General features: G+C 46.6%; 20 protein-coding genes. 12 read left to right on the top strand and 8 right to left on the bottom strand.

Annotated features, from left to right (window positions below; translation table 11 throughout):
* Positions 1-366: 366 nt before the first annotated feature.
* From QUB39_RS21175 to QUB39_RS21165, 3 genes are all read right to left on the bottom strand, one after another.
* Complete coding sequence (locus QUB39_RS21175) at positions 367-1245, bottom strand: inositol monophosphatase family protein (RefSeq protein ID WP_333210641.1); 879 nt, start codon at positions 1243-1245, stop codon at positions 367-369.
* A gap of 89 nt (positions 1246-1334) precedes the next feature.
* Entirely contained in the window at positions 1335-2459 is a 1125-nt protein-coding gene (locus QUB39_RS21170) for a cupin-like domain-containing protein (RefSeq protein WP_333055165.1), read from the bottom strand.
* A 248-nt stretch (positions 2460-2707) separates the two neighbouring features.
* A complete protein-coding gene (locus QUB39_RS21165; protein ID WP_333210643.1) occupies positions 2708-3568 on the bottom strand; it encodes a PfkB family carbohydrate kinase in 861 nt (286 codons plus the stop codon).
* Positions 3569-3647: 79 nt separating this feature from the next.
* On the opposite strand from QUB39_RS21165, the gene rsmI reads away from it, so the two are divergent.
* A complete protein-coding gene (gene rsmI / locus QUB39_RS21160; RefSeq protein ID WP_333210645.1) occupies positions 3648-4529 on the top strand; it encodes a 16S rRNA (cytidine(1402)-2'-O)-methyltransferase in 882 nt (293 codons plus the stop codon).
* A gap of 79 nt (positions 4530-4608) precedes the next feature.
* Positions 4609-5826 (top strand): glycosyltransferase, encoded by a 1218-nt coding sequence (locus tag QUB39_RS21155; RefSeq protein ID WP_333210647.1) that lies wholly within the window; start codon positions 4609-4611, stop codon positions 5824-5826.
* A gap of 158 nt (positions 5827-5984) precedes the next feature.
* On the opposite strand, the gene QUB39_RS21150 is transcribed toward QUB39_RS21155, so the two are convergent.
* Positions 5985-6971 (bottom strand): DNA cytosine methyltransferase, encoded by a 987-nt coding sequence (locus QUB39_RS21150; RefSeq protein WP_333279373.1) that lies wholly within the window; start codon positions 6969-6971, stop codon positions 5985-5987.
* A gap of 153 nt (positions 6972-7124) precedes the next feature.
* On the opposite strand from QUB39_RS21150, the gene QUB39_RS21145 reads away from it, so the two are divergent.
* Positions 7125-8390 (top strand): folylpolyglutamate synthase/dihydrofolate synthase family protein, encoded by a 1266-nt coding sequence (locus QUB39_RS21145; RefSeq protein ID WP_333210651.1) that lies wholly within the window; start codon positions 7125-7127, stop codon positions 8388-8390.
* Between the two features lie 5 nt (positions 8391-8395).
* Here QUB39_RS21145 and QUB39_RS21140 read toward each other — a convergent pair whose 3' ends face one another.
* Together QUB39_RS21140 and QUB39_RS21135 are read right to left on the bottom strand one after the other, a co-directional pair.
* Positions 8396-8971, bottom strand: a complete 576-nt coding sequence (locus QUB39_RS21140) for a Uma2 family endonuclease (RefSeq protein ID WP_333041257.1) — start codon at positions 8969-8971, stop codon at positions 8396-8398.
* Positions 8972-9006: 35 nt separating this feature from the next.
* Positions 9007-9150, bottom strand: coding sequence for a hypothetical protein (locus QUB39_RS21135; RefSeq protein WP_333210653.1), 144 nt, complete (start codon positions 9148-9150; stop codon positions 9007-9009).
* A gap of 270 nt (positions 9151-9420) precedes the next feature.
* On the opposite strand from QUB39_RS21135, the gene QUB39_RS21130 reads away from it, so the two are divergent.
* A complete protein-coding gene (locus QUB39_RS21130; protein WP_333055150.1) occupies positions 9421-10146 on the top strand; it encodes a hypothetical protein in 726 nt (241 codons plus the stop codon).
* Positions 10143-10574, top strand: a complete 432-nt coding sequence (locus tag QUB39_RS21125; protein ID WP_333055147.1) for a type II toxin-antitoxin system VapC family toxin — start codon at positions 10143-10145, stop codon at positions 10572-10574. Before QUB39_RS21130 ends, QUB39_RS21125 begins: the two co-directional genes overlap by 4 nt.
* A gap of 209 nt (positions 10575-10783) precedes the next feature.
* Here the strand turns inward: QUB39_RS21125 and QUB39_RS21120 are convergent, their stop codons facing one another.
* Both QUB39_RS21120 and QUB39_RS21115 read right to left on the bottom strand, forming a co-directional pair.
* Entirely contained in the window at positions 10784-12067 is a 1284-nt protein-coding gene (locus QUB39_RS21120) for a sugar ABC transporter substrate-binding protein (RefSeq protein WP_333055143.1), read from the bottom strand.
* 145 nt (positions 12068-12212) lie between these two features.
* On the bottom strand, positions 12213-12449 hold the full coding sequence (locus QUB39_RS21115; protein ID WP_333055142.1) for a hypothetical protein: 237 nt from the start codon (positions 12447-12449) through the stop codon (positions 12213-12215).
* Between the two features lie 174 nt (positions 12450-12623).
* Between QUB39_RS21115 and pilM the strand changes: the two genes are divergently transcribed.
* The 7 genes from pilM (at position 12624) to QUB39_RS21080 (ending at position 22840) form a co-directional block, all read left to right on the top strand.
* Positions 12624-13718, top strand: coding sequence for a type IV pilus assembly protein PilM (gene pilM / locus QUB39_RS21110; RefSeq protein ID WP_333055140.1), 1095 nt, complete (start codon positions 12624-12626; stop codon positions 13716-13718).
* A 413-nt stretch (positions 13719-14131) separates the two neighbouring features.
* The gene (locus QUB39_RS21105) at positions 14132-15031 is read left to right on the top strand and encodes a PilN domain-containing protein (protein ID WP_333210656.1); all 900 of its coding nucleotides are present in this window, start codon (positions 14132-14134) and stop codon (positions 15029-15031) included.
* Positions 15028-15822 (top strand): pilus assembly protein PilO, encoded by a 795-nt coding sequence (locus tag QUB39_RS21100; protein WP_333055137.1) that lies wholly within the window; start codon positions 15028-15030, stop codon positions 15820-15822. The genes QUB39_RS21105 and QUB39_RS21100 overlap by 4 nt, the downstream gene beginning before the upstream one ends.
* A 475-nt stretch (positions 15823-16297) precedes the next feature.
* Positions 16298-18700: an AMIN domain-containing protein gene (locus tag QUB39_RS21095; protein WP_333210658.1), complete on the top strand. Its 2403-nt coding sequence runs from the start codon at positions 16298-16300 to the stop codon at positions 18698-18700.
* A gap of 730 nt (positions 18701-19430) precedes the next feature.
* Complete coding sequence (locus tag QUB39_RS21090; RefSeq protein WP_006634837.1) at positions 19431-19721, top strand: HU family DNA-binding protein; 291 nt, start codon at positions 19431-19433, stop codon at positions 19719-19721.
* Between the two features lie 15 nt (positions 19722-19736).
* Positions 19737-21005 (top strand): aminotransferase class I/II-fold pyridoxal phosphate-dependent enzyme, encoded by a 1269-nt coding sequence (locus QUB39_RS21085; protein ID WP_333210660.1) that lies wholly within the window; start codon positions 19737-19739, stop codon positions 21003-21005.
* A 341-nt stretch (positions 21006-21346) separates the two neighbouring features.
* The gene (locus tag QUB39_RS21080) at positions 21347-22840 is read left to right on the top strand and encodes an NAD(P)/FAD-dependent oxidoreductase (protein WP_333210662.1); all 1494 of its coding nucleotides are present in this window, start codon (positions 21347-21349) and stop codon (positions 22838-22840) included.
* Positions 22841-22981 lie beyond the last annotated feature (141 nt).

Raw genomic sequence — 22981 nt, 5'->3', positions numbered from 1 at the left:
TCATTTTTCCAAACATCTATGTAAATTTTTCTTTATAAACAGCTTTTTAATTAAAGTTTTGATAAAGATGGGGGATTTTATTAAGTAATATTACGGATTAGCCAGAGCGAGGTGGATGACATAACACAAAAACTCTTTAATAGCAAGTGTCATTATACTGAAATATTAAGAGCGGGATTTTTGATAGATATCTGCGCTCAGGTTTGGCCGTTCATTTCAAGCCCTAGCGGACTTTCGGGCAAAAGTGGGGGCGGGTTTACTAGATAATTGGTTTTAAGCAATTATTTCTCGTAAACCCGCCCCTAAAACTGATTCGTTACCATCTTTACGGGCGATTCCCTACGGGATAGCTTCGCACGCGCGGACTTACTTCAAACCCCCATCTATCCCTGCTAAAATCTCCTCAGCTTGCCCGCACAAAGCAGCGTGACAGCAACCATTACTCGCCAACAATCCCCCCCACTGACTCACATCTCCCCGGTTATATTGCAAAGCAGAACCGTCAAAACGAGTAAATTGACCGCCCGCTTCAGTCAAAATTAATTCCGGTGCCGCTAAATCCCAATCTTTCGGTGCCGACTTTCCCGAAAGCGCAATATAAACATCAGCCTTTTGTTCGACAATTGTCGCAATTTTACAGCCGATACTACCGACAGCTATTTGATTTTGACAAGGCAGTTTTTGTAACAATTGATTAAAGCGATCGCCCCGGTGACTGCGGCTAGTTACTATAGATAAATCTGCCACTATATTTCGCGCCGAAACCTGCAACTTGACCGCAGAACCGGCCCGACTTTCCATAAAAGCGCCCGCATCGCGGATTGCGTAATAAATCTTTTGCTGTTGCGGCCAGGCCACAACTGCCAATACCGGTCTTCCCTCGAAGGCTAAAGCAATGTGAACAGCAAATTCACCTGTCCTGTCAATAAAATCTCGCGTTCCATCCAAAGGGTCAATAATCCAAACCCAACTTTGAGGTAAGGGAATTTGACCGTTTTTTTCTAAATAAGATTTGTAAGTTTCTTCGCTGAGATAGCCAAATTCTGCATTCCCTAAAGCCGACTGCAATCCGTCGAGAATGTAAGAGTTGACAGCGACATCGGCGGCGGTGACGGGGCCATCTTTTTTTTCTTGGATGTCGAGGTTAGGAGTGTTGGAATCCTGGCGATAATAGGATTGTAGGATATCTGATGCACTCCAGGCGATCGATCGTGAAATTTCGCTGATTTCTTCGAGAGTTTTCATGAATTTCTTTTTTTTTGAACCGCAGATAAACGCCGATTTCTGTAGGGGCGGTGCCCCCGTGCCCGCCCCTGGGAACCATACATTAGCAATTACCAATTAATATGAGGATATTTCCATTCATAATAATTAGGAAACACAAAATTAGTAAACGAAACCGAAATACTCACTTCCAATGATTTTACATGGTGCCACCAACCGACAGGAATAAAGATAGCTTCTCCCGGTTCCAAAATCACTTCAATAATTTTCGCATCTCTGTAAAGCGGGTATTTGTCATAATCTGGATTTTCGCCATCAACCTTGCTGAAAACTCCGACGTGATTGTAAAGCAGAGGTGTTTGTTGCGGAGAAATCAACTTAATTAGTTTGCGACCAGACACTTGCGCTAAAATTAAATTAACTGGGTCGTGGTGTAGCGGTGTAATCGTGCCTTTCGGCCCGAACCAAAAGAAAACTCTGCCTTTTGTATCCGTTGGATTGAGGTATTCGGGAAAAATTTCAATGTCGTTAAATAGCGGTTTAAATTCCTCTCTTTCCAGAGTTTGGTTGTTAGCAACCATGTAGTAGTCGTTGCTAGGCCCGCCCTTGACCACCATGTCTACATATTTGCGGAACAAAACAATTTTTTTGTGATTTTCTATCTTGATTTCGTAATTCGGGTCGGAATTGCGGTTGGCTTGAATTTGTACCTCTGCATCGCCATATTTTTCTTGCAAATACTCCGGCGTCCACAACTGCAACGCTTTCCAGTTGTGCATGATATTGGTAATAATTACTGGAGTATTTTTGGCGTAGTAATTTTCGAGAAAATACTCTCTGGAAAGACTGCTTTTGCGTTCGATTGTGCCAAACTTGGAAGACAATGCAGCTAATTGATTGCTAATCCTGAGATGCGATTCTAATTTCTGCAATAACTGCACGTACTGACTGCCTGCTTGAAAGTAGGGATGAGAGGAGATTTCCCTAACTTCTGCGGTGGCTGTTTCCGCATCTATGCCGGTATTTATTAGTCCTTGAATGATTTCTGCATCGGGTTGATTTAATAATTTGTTAGCCGCCACCCACTGTTTCATATTGTCGGGAAGTTCTTGTTTGCTTGGGGTGAGTAGATTGGGCAAGTTTTGTGTCAGCCATTCTAGGTTAACTTGCTGTTGTTCTGTTAGGGTAATCCGCAAAGGGGGAAGGGTGATAGTTAGGGGTTGGGTGTCAGACATGATTCGGGTATGTTGTTTTGGGACTGTTTGGTTTGATTTGAGGTTGTTTTACTAATATAGCAATTTTAACGAACTGCGAAAATTCACAGGCGAGACGCCTGTTCCACGGGCGCGAAGGAAGAGAAAAGGGAAGTTCACAAATTTTGTCGAGGTTGCTGTCAGGATTTTAACTTAACAGGTGTTGCTAGTTCAAGTTTTCTAGCTTTGAGGGGTTTTAACCGGATAGTTTGGTTAATTTTAATTGAAAATTAACTCTTATTCATCCAGGCGCGGGTTCCGAAATTTTTGCAGGAATGGGAAGCGATTTTAGCTGATGCGGTGAGAGTATCTGTAAAGTTATTATTTTGCAAAATGTAGTGACAGAAAGCGCCGTGAAAGATGTCGCCCGCGCCTAAAGTGTCTGTGGCTTGAATTTGAGGTACTTCTATAGTGCCGTAACTGCCATTGCTGAGGTATAAAATTGATTTTTCGCCGCGAGTGATGGCAATATTGGGAATTCCGGCTGCTGAGAGGTAAGCAAAGACTTGTTCGGAATTGTCGCAGTTGGGCGGATGAAAGTTATCCGAACATACAGCCCATTCAATAAAAGGTAATATTTGTTCTAATCCGGGTTTCCAACTGCCGCCATCGAGGACAATGGGAATGTTTTTTGACTTGGCAAGTTGAGCAATTTCTTGACTGGCTGCGATTTGATGTCCGTCAAGCAGTACAATATTAACTGAGGTTAAAATATCCTGGTTAATTGTTTGACTGTCAACTTGCGATTTCGTAGCATTGATGGAAATTACCGATCGATCGCCCGTTGCTTCAGTTACAATAATCGAGGAAACTGGCGGCGAGTGCGATCGCCCCGGTTCCAAATCGATTATCCTGACATTATACTCCGCTAAGTCTGCACGAATTAATTGGGCGATCGCGTGAGTGCCCAAAACGCCGGCCCATACCGCCGCATTCCCCAAATAGCTAAAAGTGACCGCAGCATTTGCCGCCGGCCCGCCCGCAGCAATGGTACAATCAGAAGCAACAACTTTCTGATTTTCACCCGGAGGCTTCCCGGCCAAATAAATTAAATCTAAAGTCGCCAATCCCAAAAACAATCCAGTTTTCATATCTTCTTAAATGTGTGGCATGGGCCTGTGGCATGGGCGTCCCGCCCGTGTCCTATCGTTAAAAAATCTCAATCTTAAAATGCAAGCAAATCCCAATACAGGAACACTTTACATCGTAGGAACCCCGATCGGCAACCTGGAAGACATGACATTTCGCGCCATCAAAATCTTGCAAAAAGTAGACTTCATCGCCGCCGAAGATACCCGCCATACAGGCAAACTTTTGCACCATTTTCAAATCAAAACTCCCCAAATCAGCTATCACGAACACAACCAACACCAACGACTTCCCGAAATCATCGACAAACTGCATTTAGGCAAAAATATCGCCCTCGTCACCGATGCCGGAATGCCGGGAATTTCTGACCCCGGTTCCGAGTTAGTGAAAGCTTGCGCCGACGCTAATATTAACATTATTCCGATTCCCGGCCCGACCGCCTGCATAGTTGGGATAACTGCATCAGGATTACCCACAGAGAGATTTGTATTTGAAGGTTTCTTACCCGTGAAAGGTCAAGAACGCCAACAGAGTTTAGAAGCTTTGCAAATAGAATCCCGCACTATAATATTATACGAATCTCCGCACCGATTGCGACAAACTTTACAAGATTTAGCAAATAGTTTGGGAAGCGACAGACAGATTGTGCTGGCCAGAGAATTAACCAAAATGCACGAAGAGTTTTGGCGTGGTAGTATAGAAAGTGCGATCGAACTTTACACCAATCGCGAACCCCAGGGAGAATTTACCCTCGTAATAGCCGGCATCCAAACAGCCGCCCCAATATTTTCCGAAGACGCAATTAAAGCAGAATTGCAAACATTAATAGCAGAAGGCATAAGTCGTTCCCAAGCCAGCCGCCAGCTAGCCCAACAAACATCCCTTCCCCGCCGCCAAATCTACCAACTCGCCCTCACAATAGGCGACCATGAATCACTAGAACAACCCGTGAATGACTTGTGAATAACTCTCTTCTTCTCTGCGCCCTCTGCGCCCTCTGCGGTTAAATAAAAAAAAGCTAGATACTCACACTCAGAATTATATGGTACGCGGAAACTACGATCGACAAAAACCATATTTACGCAACCCCCACATCAACAAACCAATCGCCGAAATCTATGCAGACTTAGACGCCTTTACCTGGGAGATATTTGAAGACCAACCCCACCGCTTCGATACCGTCAGTTTCTACGTCTTGCTTCCCCCATTGTTTTACGAAGGGCGTTTCATCAAAGGAATTTACTTCAGCGAAGCAGTCGAACTAATAAACAAACTATTTCCCCAAATTTCATCAGTATTTTTCTCCTTCACCTATTCCCCCGGAATCTCCTACTCCTGGGCCCCCATAGCTGACGCCTACTCCAGTTTATACAAAAACCCGCAGCGAGAAAAGTGGTTTCGCGAAACTTATCCCGATCGCGCACACAAACCAATCATACCACTACAAGACACCGACTTCATCAACGAATACTTAATTTCCCCGCGCAACGTCCCCGCCAAAGACATCGACTTGCTAGCCGTCGCCCGAATTTCCGAAGAAAAAAATTTGCCAATCATAGCCAAAGCCTTAAAAGTTTACCGTCAAAAATATCCGCAAAAACCGATAAAATTAACAGTAGTCACCGGCCACGAATTTGATGCTAGCAACCTGAAAACTCTCGACGAGTACGCCTTAAAAGAATGGCGGCAAGTAGAGGCAATTTTAGGCAATCCGTCGGACTACATTAACTTAGTACCGAGAGTTGACTACTACAGCGAAATCCCCACATATTATTCGCGGGCACAAGCATTCGTCCTCGGTTCCCTCCTCGAAGGAAAAAACCGAGGAATTACCGAAGCCATGAGTTGCAACGTACCTGTAATTTGTTTTGAAGAATTCAACCAATACGCCAGAGGCAACTCGCCTGTTTTCCCCGAAGGTGCGGGTCTTTACGCCAAATTTGACCCAGAATCTCTCGCAGATACTATATATACAGTATTGGAAAATCAAACAGAATTCAAACCGCGATATCAGTATTTAAAGCATTGCGGGCGGAAAAACTTTTTCAATACTTGTATAGACAGTTTTCCTTATTATCAGCACAACATCCCCGACTACAAGCCGGGAGACGCGATTAACAATTTGTGGTTGGATTTAGCAGTTCAACAAAATTATCAAGTTAGTTTGAATAGCTTTTTGTATGGAGGTTCTCCCTTGTCTCATATTCGCGGGACAAATGCGATTGGGCACAATCTCGGTCAGTTAACCAAGTTTCAATGACAGATAATTCGGAATTATTAAACCGCAGAGGCCACAGAGGACACAGAGGAGGAGAAGAGAGAGATGAATAATACGGATTTGAGATTAGTCTTTATAGCGATGACTTTCGCTAAAAGCGCCGTGGAATTCATTCCCTAGCGACTGGTAGATGGTCGGCTTCAGTTGGCAATATCCTCAAAAATCTTACTGGCCAAATTTCTAGCCAAATTCACAGGAACAGCATTGCCGACCATTTTGTATCCGTCAGCAATATACTTATATTTGAAAATAAAATCATCCGGGAAAGTCTGAACTCTGGCGCACTCTCGCACAGAAAGCCGACGGTAAGGCAGAGGCGAATTGGGGTCAAAAATGCGTTTGTCTTTGCCAACTAAAATCATTTTAGTAGCTTGAGGATGGAGAGGTGCGTGTCTGCCGCTTGCCTGAATGGTAAACGAAGGTTCTGACCAACTTCTAACTCGATTGCGCGACATATAAATGCTGGAAAACCCCAAATCCGCACATTCGTGATTTGGGACAGAATCGTGATAATTATCTAATTTACCCTTAACTGACATAGGGGCGATCGCCTGCAAATCAAAAATCGCATCTTTCAGCGTCAAAACCTCGGTTCCAGGTTCGGGAAACTCAAAACCAAAACCCAGATTCTGCCGATAGCCAACAACAATCACCCTTTGCCTATCTTGCGGAACCCCAAAATTTCTAGCATTCACCAACTTGTAGGAAACCCGATACCCGATGTCCTCAAACTGCGATAATATATAAGTAAAAGCATCCTTGTTTCGGGCCGCCAAAATACCGCTAACATTCTCAGCTAAAAAAAACAAAGGCTGCTTGTCCCGCACAATTCTGATATACTCCCAGAAAAGTTGACCCCGACAGTCATCAATCCCCCGTTTCGCCCCTGCTTCACTCCAACTTTGACAAGGAGGCCCGCCGATTATCCCAATACAGTTGGGAATTTCATCAGAATTAATTTTTCTGATATCTCTGCGATCTAAAATAGTTTCAGGATGGTTAAACTCGTAGGTATCCCAAATAGACTTATCATATTCATTCGCCCAAACCGCATTAAACCCAGCTAACCGAAAACCCAAATCCAACCCCCCACAACCCGAAAACAGAGAAATAATATCCAAAATCACCTTTTTTCACCCGCAATAAATACAATAAATCAATTATAAACCTCTCTTTTCTTAGATATCTATCTCTTTCTTCTCTCACTCTGCGCCCTCTGCGCCCTCTGCGGTTAATAAAAAAAAATCTAATTCACACACAAACAGAACTTATCATCCTCAATGAATGCAGAATCCATCCTCCAATCCTACCAACATTTCGGCGTCCATCTGGGGCTAGAAAGAATTCACCAACTTCTCCAAAAACTAGACAACCCCCACCAACAAGTACCCATTATCCACATTGCCGGCACCAATGGCAAAGGTTCCGTTTGCGCTTATCTCTCTTCCGTACTAACAGAAGCAGGCTATCGAGTTGGACGCTACACATCCCCGCACTTAATCGATTGGACAGAAAGAATTTGCATCAACCAAAAACCGATTTCCCCAACAGAATTGCAACAGTGTCTAGAACGAGTTGTCGCCGCCACCGAAAACAACACCGAAACACCCACTCAATTTGAAATAATCACCGCCGCAGCTTGGCTGTATTTCGCCGAACAAAAAACAGACATCGCAGTCATAGAAACTGGATTGGGCGGTAGATTAGACGCGACTAACGTTTGCGAAACACCTCTCGCTAGCGTCATCACTTCTATCAGTCTCGAACACTGGCAAATACTCGGCCCCACCGTCGCCGATATTGCTGGGGAAAAAGCCGGAATTCTCAAAGCAAAATGTCCGGCCGTGATCGGAGAATTGCCAGAATCAGCTAGAATAGTAGTAGAAAAACGCATTCAAGAATTAGACTGTCCGGCAACTTGGGTAAAACCAGCTATAGATTTAGGACAAGGATTCGCAGAATATCAGTTAAATCAAAATGCAGTTAAAATAAAATATCAATTGCCGCTGCTGGGAAAATTTCAACTAATGAATTCAGCAATTGCGATCGCAACTTTGCAAACTCTCCAAAACCAAGGATGGCAAATTTCTCCAACCGCCATCGAAAACGGTATAGCCACAACCCAATGGCCCGGAAGACTCCAGCAGACAACTTGGAAAAACCGCCACATATTAATTGACGGCGCGCACAACCCGGCTGCAGCTATCGCCCTGCGTGAATATGTCGATCGCCTGAACAATCACCCGTCACCGATTAACTGGGTAATCGGCATTCTTGCGACTAAAGACTGCGACGATATTTTGAAAGCATTACTCAAAAAGGGCGATCGACTTTACTTAGTACCCGTACCCGATCAAAACTCATCATCCCCCGCAGAATTAGCCACCCTAGCTCAAATTATCTGCCCCGAATTAACTCTTTGTCAAGCCTTCCCCGACTTAACAACAGCTTTAGATGCTGCTGTTACAGGCGACAACCTAACAATCCTTTGCGGTTCGCTTTATCTCGTCGGCTATTTTCTGCAACAACAACAATCCCAAGCTTAAACGCATCAGAATTGTGTTTCTTCCTCAGTAAAGATAGGAGGCCACAATTCTGAAACGGGCAATTCCCAACCGGGAAAAAGTTCTGCTACTGTTAAGATATCGCCATTTCCTAAAACAGTCGGTTCACCTGTAGAGCGATAAATAGTCACTGTTTCTTCATCAGGATCGATCAGAATTCCGACGATCGCACCCAATTCTATAAACTTCAAAACCTTGGTTTCTATAAGCTTAATGCGATCGCTCTGAGATTTAATCTCAACCACCAAATCGGGGACAAGTTCTCCAAAATAACGCGGACTTTGGCGCAAGCGGGCGGCGCGCACAAAAGAAACATCCGGCGCTTTCACATTCGTATCCGGCATGATGAAACCGCCTGCGGAGTCAAAGACTCTCCCCAAGCGACGGGGATAAACCCAGTTACCCAGCAAACGAATCAAAATACTGCTGATTTCACTGGATACGATGTCTGATGGCCCCACAATTGAAAGTCTCCCGTCTTCTAGTTCAATTTTGTAATCTAAACCCGCTTCGGAAAAAAGGGTTTGAACTTGGTTTAAATCTTTGAGTGTCATCGCTGGCATAAGAATTTTATCCTATTCTGAGCTGAGTTTTGATTTTAACACGAGTCAAATTTCTGAATATTTGAGGAATTCAGGCTGTATTCGTACAAATCATCAATTAAGCTGAATTGAGAAAGGCGATCGCACGGGATAAAGAAACCCGGTTCCTGGGATGAGCGATCGTTTTTATCAACAAACATTTACCTCTAAAATAGTCGAGATTGACTTATCCAGAGTTCTCCTCCGACTCCGCGTTGTGAAGAGGCGGTAATTTCATCATTCGATAATAACTTAAAAGCTGATATTTGCGTATATATGGCGGCACAGATTCCCATTATTTAATAATACGTCAAGTGGTCGAAAAAAGGAAGGGGCGAGAGCAAAAAAGATTAATGCCTAATGCCCAATGCCCAATGCCAAATTTTTGTTACAATACAAGTGAGTTTAGAAAAATTTAGAGATAGAAGTTTATGAGCAGCCTTATATCGGTGCAAAGGCTAATTGAATATATAGAAGCTTTGCCAGCCCAAGAGCAAACTTTACTATTTGACGAGCTTTTCAGGCGAAACATAATCAAGCAGCGTCAGGAAAACATCGATTCTACAGTCAAGGTAACTCCTGCCTCGGCGATCGGGCCAGTAATAGAAAAGTTAGGCCAGGAAAACACCAAGGAGAGAGTAAACATGGTCAAATTTCTTGACGCGCTTCGCAAAGCAGACCCGCTTATCATTGGAGAAAGAGAAAATCCGCGCCAGGAAAACACCAAGCAGACAGTCAAGACAAAAACACTGTTAACAGGTAACGCTACCTGCGACATTCGCGCAGCCGATCGCACTAACTTTGGGGGCGACCTCGACAGCTCAACTGCTCACATAATCATTAAAAACGAATCAGACACAACAGTCAGTGCAGCGTTGCTGGGATGGCCCGAATGCAAAGCTTTTGGCGAGACGCGATCGCAAGCACTGCAAAACCTTCACGATTTAGTAAATGCCCAGCTAGCCGAAGCAGAAATCGTCTCTGTCAAACTCACGAATAGTCGATCGAACAATCCTTGGGTGAGGTTAGCTGGTAAGTATGAAAACGATCCGTATTACGATGAGGTATTGGCACACATAGAAGAATATCGCCGCGAACTCGATGCAGAAACCGAAGCTTATTACAGTCAAATTGACGATGCGGTTGAGACAGAATGAGCCTATACATACTTGATACGAATTGTTTCTCCGATTGGCAAAAGAATGATCCAATGATGGTGCAGCGAATCGAGGTTAACGCAGAAAACCTTGCTGTAACTATCGTAACCGTAGAGGAAGTAATTCGCGGCTGGTTCGATTTTATCAGAAAGGCTTCGACATCTTCGCAAGCGGACAAATTAGTATGGGGTTACACCAGGTTATGGGATACATTAGATGATTTCAAAAATCTCAACATTCTGAAATTTGACCCGAATGCTTTCACTATTTACACTGAGTTACGCCGTCAAAAAATACGCATCGGCACGCAAGATTTGCGGATTGCTGCTATTGTACTTGCTAATAAGGCTATCCTCGTTACGCGCAACTACCGAGATTTTTCGCAAGTGCCTGATTTAGTGCAGGAAGACTGGACAATTCAACCTTAAAAACAAGGGGCGATTGCTAATCGTAAGGTGCGTCGCCATCGAATTTTTCGCGATGATTGGAAGCTCTGCGAGGCGACGCACCTTACATTTAAAGGCTGATATCTGCTTATATATGGCGGCACAGATTCCCATTATTTAATAATACGTCAAGTGACCTAAAAAAGCAAGGGGCGAAATAAAAAAAATCCCGCCCCAGCTTCACTTAAAAACTACCTTTGATCCCAAGCCTTAGCAGCATCAGCAACAGCTTGGTCTACCGACTTCTCATCCAACATTGCCGCCTGCAAATTGTCATAAATCGCCTTTTGCAACTTCTTAACATCCTTCAAAGGCGGAATCAATAGCTCAGCGGAAGTCAACCCAGAAGCACTAACAACCCGAGCTCGATCGGCAGCAGGAGCATCAGCAGAAACAGTCTTAAAATAATCGTCCTGCAAAGCCTCAACCGTAGAAGGCAAAACATTAGCAGCCTTAGCAAAAGCCAACTGATTTTGAGAATTAGTAACGTACAGAGCAAACTTGACAGCATCATCAGGGCGCTTGCTGTCGCGGGGCACAACCAAATTCATCACCGCCACAGTCTTCTTACCTGTTTCCCCCGTAATTTGAGGCGCAGCAGCCGAAACAGCACCAATACTCGGAGCATTCTCAGCAATCGCCTTCAAAAACTGAGGGCCCGAAGCTAAAAAAGTAGTTTCCCCAGCTTGATAAAGCTCGATCGCCCTGCGATGTCCCTGCACCAAAACATCCTGTGGCAAAAGTCCGTTATTGTACAAATCTACCCAATACTGAAAAACAGCTTTGCCCTTAGCAGTATTAAAAGCCGCCTTGCCTTTAGCATCCACCAAAGGTACACCCATTTGCACAAAAGATTGCAAAACTTCCGCCGAATCTTCCGGCACAAAAGTCACAAAAAAAGCAAACTTGCCAGTCTTCTCCTTCACCTGCTTCGCCACAGTTGCCAACTCGGCATAAGTAGCAGGAGGCTTAGCAATTCCAGCCTTCTTCAACAACTCCGTATTGTAAATTGTCACCCCAGTCGTGAGATACCAAGGAATGCCAAAAGTCTTGCCGTCGAGTACACTAGCTTTCCAGATATTTGGGAGATAGAGCTCGCGAACTTGCTGCGGAATTCGAGAATCCAAATCCAGCCAAGCATTGCGTCCCGCCAACAGCGAAGCAAAATCGGGATTTAGGTTCACCACATCCGGCGCATTTTTCGCCGAAACAGCCCCCAAAATCTTGCTTTCCATCGCCGACCAAGGAACGTCCACCCAACGCACCTTCACCCCCGGATTTTCCGCTTCAAAACCGGCGATCGTCTTGTTGAAATACTCAGTAAACTGAGGTTGAAGCTGCATAGTCCAGAACTCGATTTCCTGCGTATTATTTGCCTGGGAATTAACAGCCGGCTTGCTGCAACTCACCACCGCAGACAGCAGCAGCCCCACCAGCCCAAAAACAGCAAAAAGTTGCCAAGATTTACGTTTCATAGAATAAAATTTGAGAGTTATGGGAACCGTCATTCGATTTTAGATTTTAGATTTGAGATGCTTTCGATTGACTTGCGCGAGATAAATTCGGGGGACGCAAGGATTTTAGATTTGAGATGCTTTCGATTGACTTGCGCGAGATAAATCACGTGGCGGGTAACACCTTGGAAATTCGCTTGTCAGACAAAGGCACGCGCGGCGAAGCTATCCCGTAGGGAATCGCCCGAATCAAGCGCTCACGAGTCAGTAACAGAGTTTTGTACCTGGGTTCAGGAGCGAGATAGTCTGTTTTTGTGCAGAATCGGCGGGTTTTCGGTCGATCGAGCTGGAATTTATTGACATTCTCCGCAGAATAGCTATTGTCAAGTAAATTGGATAGCATAAAATCGGAACTAGCGATCGCGCAACACAGACTGAGCTGTGCAGAAGAAGGCGGGATACCGAGATTACAGCACTCTGGCTGCAGTTGGAAACCAACCCTCCAACACGCCTGCGCGCTGAATCAGGCTGGCCAACTACAAAAGAAAAAAATAGCAATTATCGGCGACCCAATCACATGGTTAACTTTTTCAAAGGTCTACTTTCCCAACGCCAGCCAGGAATCGGGATCGAAATAGCCCCAGACCGCATCAACATCATTCAGCTTGAAAAGAAAGCTCAGGCATTAAAATTAGGCATCCTAGCCTCAATAGAAGTTCCAGAAGACTATGTACAAGAAGGACAAATAGTCGATCCGCCGGGAATGGCAGAACTAATACGTACCGTCCTCACGGACAACAAAATCAAAGCCAAGCGAGTAGCCACAGCCATTCCAGGCCGCGAAGCAGTCATCCGCCTCATCCCAGTTCCCGCAGAACTCAACGAAGAAGAACTGCGGGATTACATGAACGCAGAAGCAGGACTGTACTTGCCATTTCCTAGAGAAGACGCCGACGTAGACTATCAAAAAATAGGCCTTTTTGTAGATGACGACGGAGTAGAAAAAGTGCAAGTCGTCTTAGTAGCAACCCGCAGAGAAGTTACCGACACATACATCGAAACATTCAAAGAAGCCGGATTGATTATAGACGTATTAGAAGTAACCAGTTTTGCCCTAATCCGCACCCTCAAAGAACAACTGCAACAATTTTCCTCCCAAGAAGCAGCAGTTCTCACCGCCATAGAATTTGACAGCACCGAGTTAGCTATAGTAGTGGACGGCATACCTCAGTTCAACCGTACCATCCCGATCGGCACCTACCAAATCCAGACCGCCCTCAACCAAGCCATGAACCTGCCACCAACCAGAGACACCAGCGAACTGCAAGGCATGACCCTGCCAGTCACAGATACAATGGGCGCATCGGGAGACGCCAATCCGGGAACAAATGCGATGATTAAAGTATTGGGAGAACTAGCAGACGAACTGCGCCGCTCAGTAGACTTTTACCTCAACCAGAGCGAAGAACTCGAAGTAGCGCAACTACTGCTAGCGGGTCCGGGAGCTGCGATCGGCAAACTCGACGAATTTTTTATGCAAAGATTAAGCTTGCCCGCATCTCAAGTCGATCCCATCGAAACCCTAGGAGTCGAAATCAGCCAAGAAATTACCCCAGAACAGCGAGCAGGTTTAGGAGTCGCCCTAGGTTTAGGACTAAGGGAGGTTATGTGACCTAACAGTTTTAGATGAGAGAAAAACCGATTTGAGAATTTGAGGTAAAAACCCCTTCCAAAAGAAGAAGGCAGAAAGCAGAAGGTAGAATATTGGAGGTAGAAGATAGAAGGTAGAAGGTAGAAGGTAAAAGGTAGAATATATCTGAGGTAGAAGCAGCCCCTTCCTTCAGTAAAAGGCAGAAAGTTGTTTCTTTCTTCCCTAAATAAATCCTTCACTTGTACCAGCAATCTTGGGTTCTGTCTAAAATCTAAAATTTCTAATTTAAATCTATAGCAACAGCCAAGACTGTTAGTACCTTCTTAATTGCTGAAACATTAGCGGTAGATCACTTTTTCCTTCTACCTTCTACCTTCTGCCTTCTGCCTTCTACCTTCTGCCTTCTTCCTTCTGCTATAAAACCGAGTGAAGCCATGTACAGCCTAGATATTAATTTTCTCAACGACCGTCCCGACTACAAACCCGTTGCAACCAAAAGCCCAGCTAAAAAAAGTTCCGGTGGAGCCAAAGACCAACTGCCCATATATGGGGCAGTGCTGTTTGCCTTTGGCATCAACGCCGCAGTCATGGGCGCCTGGTGGTGGGCGACTAAGGAAAATACCGACTTGGCCGCACAACAAGCAACCATCGACACAGAACTGGCCCTGTTAAACACTCAAGCCAACACCATCAAAGCCATCAACGCCGAAACCGACCAAGTTACCGCCGAATACAAAGCATTAGCTGGAGTATTCGACCAAATTAAACCTTGGTCGGCGATGCTGCAAGACCTCAGTGCCCGTACTCCGGCCGGAGTGCAAATTGGCAAAATCGAGCAAATCGACCCAAGTCCCTCCCCCGTTGCAGCACCTCCTCCTCCCCCCCCACCAACTCCCGCTGCTTCTCCGGGGGCGAGTCCGTCTCCAGCAGCCAGCCCCGCCCCGGCAGCACCTGCCGTCCCCGTCGTCCCGCAGCAGGCATCAAAAGTGCAAATTTCAGGGATAGCCAGTACCTTTGCTCAAGTTAACGACTTTATGTTGCTAGTCCAGCGCTCTCCCTTCTTCCTTAACACCGATACCAAACTGATAGCGGCCACATTAAAAAACAACCCCGCACAATTACAAGTGCGTAACCAAAACGCAGCACCAGCAGAACTTCCCAAACTGCGACCAGTGGTGGAATATAAAATTGAAACGACGCTCAGCCCGACGGGTGCCTCCGAGTTGCTCCCCGAGCTGCGAAGCAAGCAAGCAGACGGGCTCGCAATACGGATAGAAACACTTCAAGAAAAAGGAGTGCTAGAACCACAAAAAGGAGAAGTGAAAAAACCATGACAGCAGAGTTTATTTCTAGCGGACAAGCAGAAGATACAGGGGCTAAGGAAATATTCGGCATTAAGCTGACACCCCAAGTCCAAGCAATCGGCATCGCGGTTCTCGGGCTCCTGATTGCTGGCGGCCTCGGCTACCAGTTCGTACTTCCCGAATTCCAAAAAAGCGGCGAATTCAAGCAAAAACTTAGCGAAAGCAAGCAAACGCAAGTGCAATTGCAAACTCAAATTCAAAAAAAGGCAGAAGCAGAAGCCAAGCAAGAAGAAGCAAAACAGCGCCGGGCCAACGTCACGGCCATGTTTGCCAGCGACGCCAGCGCCAACACGCTTTTGCTTGACATGACCCAACTCGTTAATAGAATCAACGCCGGCGTGCAAGGAGATGACCTCAAGGCTAAAATTACCAAATTTGAGCCGGATATGCCGCCAGCAACAGCAACCGCCACGCCGGGAGCTCCAGACCCTGATATTCTGGCCGATAGCTCCTTCGGGGCGTCCCTGGCTGGCAAGCTCAGACGCAAAAAATTTAAGGTAGAGTTTGAAGGCACTTTTGATCAAACCCGCAATTTTATGCGTAACTTGGAGTTGATGCAGTCGCTGTTGGTAGTTAGGAATTTGAAATCTGAATTGCTAGCATCAAATCAGCCAATTGAAGTTGATTTTTTGAAAGGGAAAATAGTTCCTGTGGAGCAACCGCCAACTAAAATTAAAACTGCTTTTGACTTGCACGCGCTGCTGCCGCTAAAGCAAGAAGAAAAACCGCCAACTCCGGCTCCGAGTCCTGGTGCTAAGTAGCTATTATTTGGCAGATATTAGCTATTGTTCCCAACTCGCTATTTCACAAGAAGTCAGAAGGCAGAAGTTTGAAATGGAAAGATTGAAGGTAGAAGTCAAAAAAGTATGAAGGTCAGAAAAATATTTTTTAGATGGCAATCAAAAATTGGCTCTAAAATCTAATTTCTTCTAATACCAGTTTCAAAAAGTAATGGAACTGTATAGCAATCCTTGCAGGAGTCGTATTTTTTTTACCCTACCCCAAACCTCCCATTTGTAAGGGGAGGAAGTAAGAAATCCACAAATGATGCGAGGATTGCTGTAGGATAGCTTCTAACCCTTATGTCATCTGTTATTCCCAATCGAAAATTAAACATCGAAAAGGGCATAACTTCTTCCTTTAAAAAGGCTCGAAGCGAGAATATTTTAGTCAGTTTAGCAGCTAGCGACAAAAGACTGCGAACAACAAATAACAAATTGTAGTGGAGGAGAGAACGTGAAACAGCATCTACGGTTAAGTGGAGGACTCTTATGCAGCGTTGCAGGAGTTCTGATCGCCCAAGCCCCAGTCTTGGCATTGCCGACTCAGGTAACAGGAGTGCAAGTAAGTCAAGGTAATAATGGCGTAAATATTGTTCTGGCTACAGAAAAGGGCGATCGCCCGCAAGTTTTCGCCATCAATAACGGCAATACTTACCAAGCCACAATTATCAACACCCAGCTCCGCTTACCACAAGGCAACAGCTTCCGTCAAGATAACCCAGCTCCGGGAATTTCTTCAGTAGAAATCAGCCAGGTAGAGGCTAACAGCATCCGCGTTGTGGTAGCCGGCACCAACGGAGTTCCCAACGGACAAATTGTTCCGGGACAAGGCCAAAGCATCGTCCTCAGCGTTGCCGGACAGGGTGGCACAGCACAGTCTGCCCAAACTCCACCCCCGCCCCCTCCGGGACTGCCGCTGAGCCAAACAGCTCCCCCGCCGGCTCCCCAAGTCCGCACCTCGCAAAACCCAGGCGTGCTGCTGCCAAATCCCCAAGTTACTGTTACCAGAAACGATCGCCCGCCCCTCCCCAGCGAAATACAATCCCAAAGCAATCAGGCTGCGCCTTTCCAGCCGCTGGCCGTGGCTCCGCCCTTGGGAGATATCGCGGTGTCTAACATCGCCCCCGGCGTGGGAAATATTGAACTGAGTTCGGGAGAACGCATCCCCCGCTTGGTGCTGCGGGATGCCCCAGTCCGGGACGTTTTGGCTCTGCTGGCCCGCGCTGCTGGCTTGAACATTGCTTTTACAGGTGGCGGGGCCCCTGCTCAACCGGGGCAGCCCGCAGTGCCTGGTCAGCCAGGAGTATCGGGGTCAGATGAAGGGCCGAAGATTTCTTTGGACATCGAAAATGAGTCGGTCCAAGATGTCTTTAATTACGTGCTGCGGCTCAGCGGGCTGCAAGCTAACCGCCAGGGGCGGACGATTTTTGTAGGGACTAACTTGCCGATCGATTCACGCAATATTATCATTCGGACTCTGCGGCTCAATCAAGTTCGCTCTACAGATGCAGCTAACTTTTTGAGCGCTCAAGGCGCGGAAACTCAACTGCCGATTACTCGCGTGACTATTCAAAGCGTGGGCCAGGGAAATGCTGCGCGGGATGTGGAAATTCGGGAACCCGACATTAAGGCGATCGGCGCTAGGGAAGGCACGGGGCCGCTGTTGCTGAGGGGACTGTCGGTGCTGGCGGATTCTCGGCTCAATTCCATCACTTTGGTGGGCGACCCGCGCAAAGTGGACATGGCTGTGGCTTTCTTGACACAGCTAGATTTGCGCCGCCGTCAAGTCGCTGTCAACGTCAAGGTGATCGATATCAACTTGTCGGGAAACAACCAAACTAACACCAGCTTCTCTTTCGGGATTAATGACAGTTTCTTTGTCAATGACGGCGGGGCGGCGATCGTCAATTTTGGCGGCATCAATCCGCCCGATCGGACGACTGTAACTAGTGGCATAGCTAATCGGCCGATTATTGAGAACCGAGACATTCCCACAGAATTCAGGGACACGCCTTTCTACGATGCGAACGGCCGGCGTATCGTGCCGTTTACAGGTCAAGGTCTTGAAGGCCCCGCCAAAGGTGTGTTCCTCCAGCCGACAGCCCCACTTACTAATGACCCCAGGCGAGTTGGAATTACAGATTACATTCCTGGATCGACGACAGGCTCAGGAAGTGCAGACTTCGGCCTGTTCCCGCTGTTCCAATATCCAAGACGTTTTCTGTCTAACCTGCAAGCAAGTATTACTAGCCAGAATGCCAAAATCCTGACCGATCCGACTTTAGTTGTCCAAGAAGGGGAAACGGCGAATGTGGATATCACCGAAGAAGTGATTACTAACATTCGATCGGAATCGCAGACAACAGAAGGTCAAACTACCAGAACGGTGACGGCAGAAAAAGGCCAGGCCGGTTTGCAGTTGGGAGTGGCGATCGATCGCATCGACGATAACGGTTTTGTCTCTCTGCGAGTCAACCCAATCGTCAGTGCGATCGGCCCGGACAGACCCCTGAGCACTGGCGCAGGAGAAAATAACACTATCACCCTGCTGGCTCGGCGGTCTTTGCAGTCGGGGCTAATTCGCCTGCGGGACGGTCAGACTTTGATTTTATCGGGGATTATCCGCGACCAAGACCGGGTTACAGCGAGGAAGATTCCGATTTTAGGAGATTTGCCGATAATTGGTTCGCTGTTCAGGAGCACTGATAAGACCAACCAGCGGGCGGAAGTGATTGTATTGCTGACGCCGCAGATTTTGGATGATAGCGATCGATCGAACTTTGGCTACCAAAACAGCATCAGTCCCGACGCGCGCCAACTGTTGCAGCGCAGTCAGCCCGTCCAGCCGAGACAGTAGGAACGAAGGAAGAAGACATGGGTGTCAACTTTCCACGCTCTTTCCCCTGAGTCCGACAGTCCGACAGTCCGACAGGGGTTGAAACCCCTGCCTCAAAGAAGACAGTCCTCGCTCAAGAGGACTAAAGAACTGATTAGTCCTCTGCAAGACGACTATAAATTACTTTCAGTCGTCTGAAGACGACTTCAGCTATGAGACAGGGACTTCAGTCCCTGGCGGGTTTCGGGAGAATGAAACAGTCCTGGCCCACGGGGAAAAGAAAGGGGAAAGAAAGAAGGAAGAAGGAAAAAAGTTTTCCTTTAGCCCTTGACAAATTACATTTTATTCCTTCTATTTCTATTTTTTTGAGATTGCAAATCCACCGAGGCGAGAAATCTTGTCTCCAAGGTGGTATTTTTTTACCTAAATTTTGGGATTAATTACAAAAATTAGCCAGTTCCATATAAATTAAAGGTTCCACCGATCCATAACGGTCGGCAAGACTTTAGAATAATGCAGTGAAAATTAGATGCTGTGGGGTTTTCAGCAGTTAGAAACAAAAATTCCTTTTCTGACCAATTACCCTAGGGTAATTGGTATTCAGCAGGAGTTGTGATTCGGGGAAGCGGACGGGAGCAATCGGGAACCACCCAAACCTCCCAATCCACACCTCAATCCAGTTGATAACTCACAGCTAATAGTTGAACTAACTCTGTTTAACGTAATTTTGCAAATCGAGAAGGACTTCGCAATGAACAAAGGTGAATTGGTTGATGCAGTGGCGGAAAAGGCTAGCGTGACGAAAAAACAGGCAGATGCTGTTTTGAGTGCGGCCCTGGAAGCAATCATGGAAGCTGTCTCCGATGGCGACAAGGTGACGCTGGTCGGTTTTGGCTCGTTTGAGTCGCGGGAACGCAAGGCCCGCGAGGGTCGCAATCCCAAAACTGGAGACAAGATGGAAATCCCGGCAACCAGAGTTCCTGCATTTTCCGCAGGGAAGTTGTTTAAGGACAGAGTTGCACCGCCGAAAAACGCAGAATAGCTGGCAAACTGAGTCTTGATTAGACCTTTACACGGTGGGAATTTAGCTTGGGCAGCCGCACTGGCAGGCTGCCCTGCCTCTGCTATTGTCGATTTTTCTGCGAGTATCAGTCCTTTGGGCCCTCCTGAGTCGGCACTGGCTGCAATTCAATCACACTTGAGCAGTCTGACGGCTTACCCAGACCCAGATTATGGGGAGCTCAGGACTGCTTTGGGGGAGGCTTTGAATGTTGACCGGGATTGGATTTTGCCGGGGAATGGTTCGGCGGAATTGTTGACTTGGGCGGCTTGGGATTTGTCGAAGCTGGAGGGGACTTATTTGGTGACTCCGGCTTTTGGCGATTACTCGCGGGCTCTTTCGGCTTTCGGCGCGCAGGTGATCAAATGCCCTTTGGATCTTAAATCTTGCACCATTGTCAAGAATGGGCATCTTGCCCATTCCACAAGAGAGGAATTTTCTGGTGGAACAGGCATCTTGCCTGTTCCTAAACAAGTAATTGAAAATGGTGCAACATCTGAGTTGGATCTGAAATCGTTGGACGTTGGGGCAGGAAGCCGGTTAGTAACGGATGATTTGTCGGTTTCTAACGGTTCCCTTGTCTCCCCTTCTTTTCGTATCCCAGTTCCTCTGGCTCTCGATGCCCCCTCTCGACGAGGTTTGCTACTGAACAACCCCCACAATCCTACGGGTTTGCTGTTTGCTAGGGAGGCGATTTTGCCTTATGTGAAGCAGTTAGGTATGGTGGTGGTGGATGAGGCCTTTATGGACTTTCTACCGCCTTCTGAGCAGGAAACTTTGATCGATGCTGTTGAGGAGTTTCCGAATTTGGTGATTTTACGATCGCTCACTAAATTCTATTCTCTGCCGGGACTGCGGTTGGGCTGTGCGATCGCCCATCCCGATATTCTGCGCCGCTGGCAGTTACTGCGCGATCCTTGGCCTGTGAATGCTTTGGCTGCTGCTGCTGCTGCTGCTGTGGTTCGAGATGCGGCTTTTGAGCAGCAAACTTGGGATTGGCTGCCTGTTGCTCGCCGAGAGCTATTTGAGGGTTTGGCTAATTTGCCGGGTTTGCAGCCAATTGCCGGGGCGGCTAATTTCTTGTTGGTTGAGTCGTCGATGTCGGTTTCTTCGATTCAAAAAAGTCTGTTGGAACGACACCGGATTTTGATTCGGGATTGTTTGAGTTTTCCTGAGTTGGGCGATCGCTTTTTTCGGGTGGCTGTGCGCTCAAGGGCGGACAATCTGCGGTTGATTGCTGGACTTAAAGAAGTCATTAGTCAGTAGTCAGTTGTCAGTTGTCCGTTGATAAACCGATTTTATTGGTCGTTCGAGCGCACCTACCCAAGAAACCCGGTTTCTCTGATAAATCTTGGATTTTGCAGCGAAGTATCTAGGCAGAAACCGGGTTTCTGACCCCGCGCGCCGATCGCCCTAAACTACTAACTAATGACTACTGACTAATGACTAATGACTACTGACAATTCCCGCATCCAGGATACCCGCCACGTGATTCATCCGTCCCGAAATAAAAAACCTGTATCAGATGAAACTTGCCGAACGTATTTATCCGTGGTCAATGCTTCAATTCTAAAATCTAAAATCTAAAATCTAAAATCTAAAATCGATTGACTTCTTTATTTATGCTTGACTATGATTTAGTGATTATTGGTGGAACTCCGGCCGGACGTTATGCTGCTTTGACTGCAACTAATTTCCCGGCCCGCGTTGCTTTGGTGGAACCGCTAAGTAATTCCCAAGATTTGCCGAGTGGGGGGAAAGAGTCGATCGACCTTGGTTTGAGATACAGCCAAACTTTGAGGGAGGCTGCTCGTTTTGCTCAGCAGATCAGCCGCCAGCAGTTGGGAGTTCGCTGGGAAGTCGCGAATTCCTCTATGCCACTCAAATTGCGCTTTGACGGGGTTCTAAAGTGGGCAGATGATGTTGTTTCTAATTTGTCAGAAATTGATTCTCTCGGCCTTTTGGCTACTCGCGGGGTTGATGTTATTTTTGGCAGCGGCGAGTTTGTGGCGAAACCGGATTTGGCTTTTGTTGTGGGCGGGCGAAAATTGCGATCGCTCTGTTATTTGCTAGCTTGTCCAACTCTGCCGGCGATTCCCAATATTGAAGGACTTTCGTCTGCTGGCTTTTTTACTTCGGAAACTGTTGGGGAATTAGCAAAACTTCCCCAGTTGCCTAAAAGTTTGGCTGTAATCGGCGCAGATCCCAGCGGTGTCGAAGTGGCTCAAACTTTTGCTCGCTTGGGGGTTGCTGTCACTTTGGTGGTGAAAAGTTCGCACATTTTGGCTAAAGAAGACCGGGAGGCTGCTGGTTTGGTGCAAGCTGGAATGGAAGCTGAGGGAGTGCGGATTCTGACTGCTACTGAGGTGACTCAAGCTAGGGTGATTGATGGTAAAAAGTGGATTCAAGCTGGGCCAAGGGCGATCGAAGCTGAGGAGATTTTTCTGGCTGCGGGTAGAGGACACAATTTTTCTTCGTTAAATCTCGAAGCGGCTAAGGTTAAATTCAGCGATCGGGGGGTGATTTTAAATGAAAAGCTGCAAACAACTAATCACCGAATTTACGGGATCGGCGATGTTGCTGGGGGTTATCCGTTCCCTCACATCGCTAATTACGAAGCTGCGGTTGCTGTGAAAAATGCTTTGTTTTTGCCAATGTTTCAAATAGATTATCGCGGGATTCCTTGGGCGATTTTTTCTGACCCGCAATTGGCGAGGGTTGGCTTGACTGAAGCGCAAGCAAGGCGCCGTTTTGGAGATGATCTAATTGTTTGTCGGGAATATTTCAAGAATGTTGAAAGAGCTCAAATGTCCGGGGATACAACTGGTTTTTGTAAGATTGTCGGGCGTCGCAACGGGGAGATGTTGGGAGCGAGTATTGTGGGGCCGCAAGCTGCTGAGTTGATTCACGCGATCGCTTTGGCTGTGCGTCACGGGATGAAGGTTGAGGCGATCGCCCAACTTCCTTATATTTGGTCTAGTTTTTCGGAAATTAGCGGTCAAACTGCTGCTGTTTGGGAGTCGCAGCGCTTGGGCAGAAATACTTTTTCGCGGAATTTATGGGAGAATTTGTTTCACTGGCGCAGGTATTGGAATCAGTAAAGAAATCCAATGTTTGTAGTAGGATTTTTTGAATTTTATATGCTTAGCGCACAATTAAAAAGTAATTTGCTAATCAACTCACTCGGCCCTAAAATTGTGTGTCAATAAATAATATAACAAGGTGTTGACCGTTGCTCCCAG

This window comes from Microcoleus sp. AT8-B5 (assembly GCF_036705565.1).
Lineage (GTDB): Bacteria > Cyanobacteriota > Cyanobacteriia > Cyanobacteriales > Microcoleaceae > Microcoleus.
Note: the sequence above shows the minus strand (reverse complement) of the source record. Positions and strands in the feature narration are given on the sequence as shown.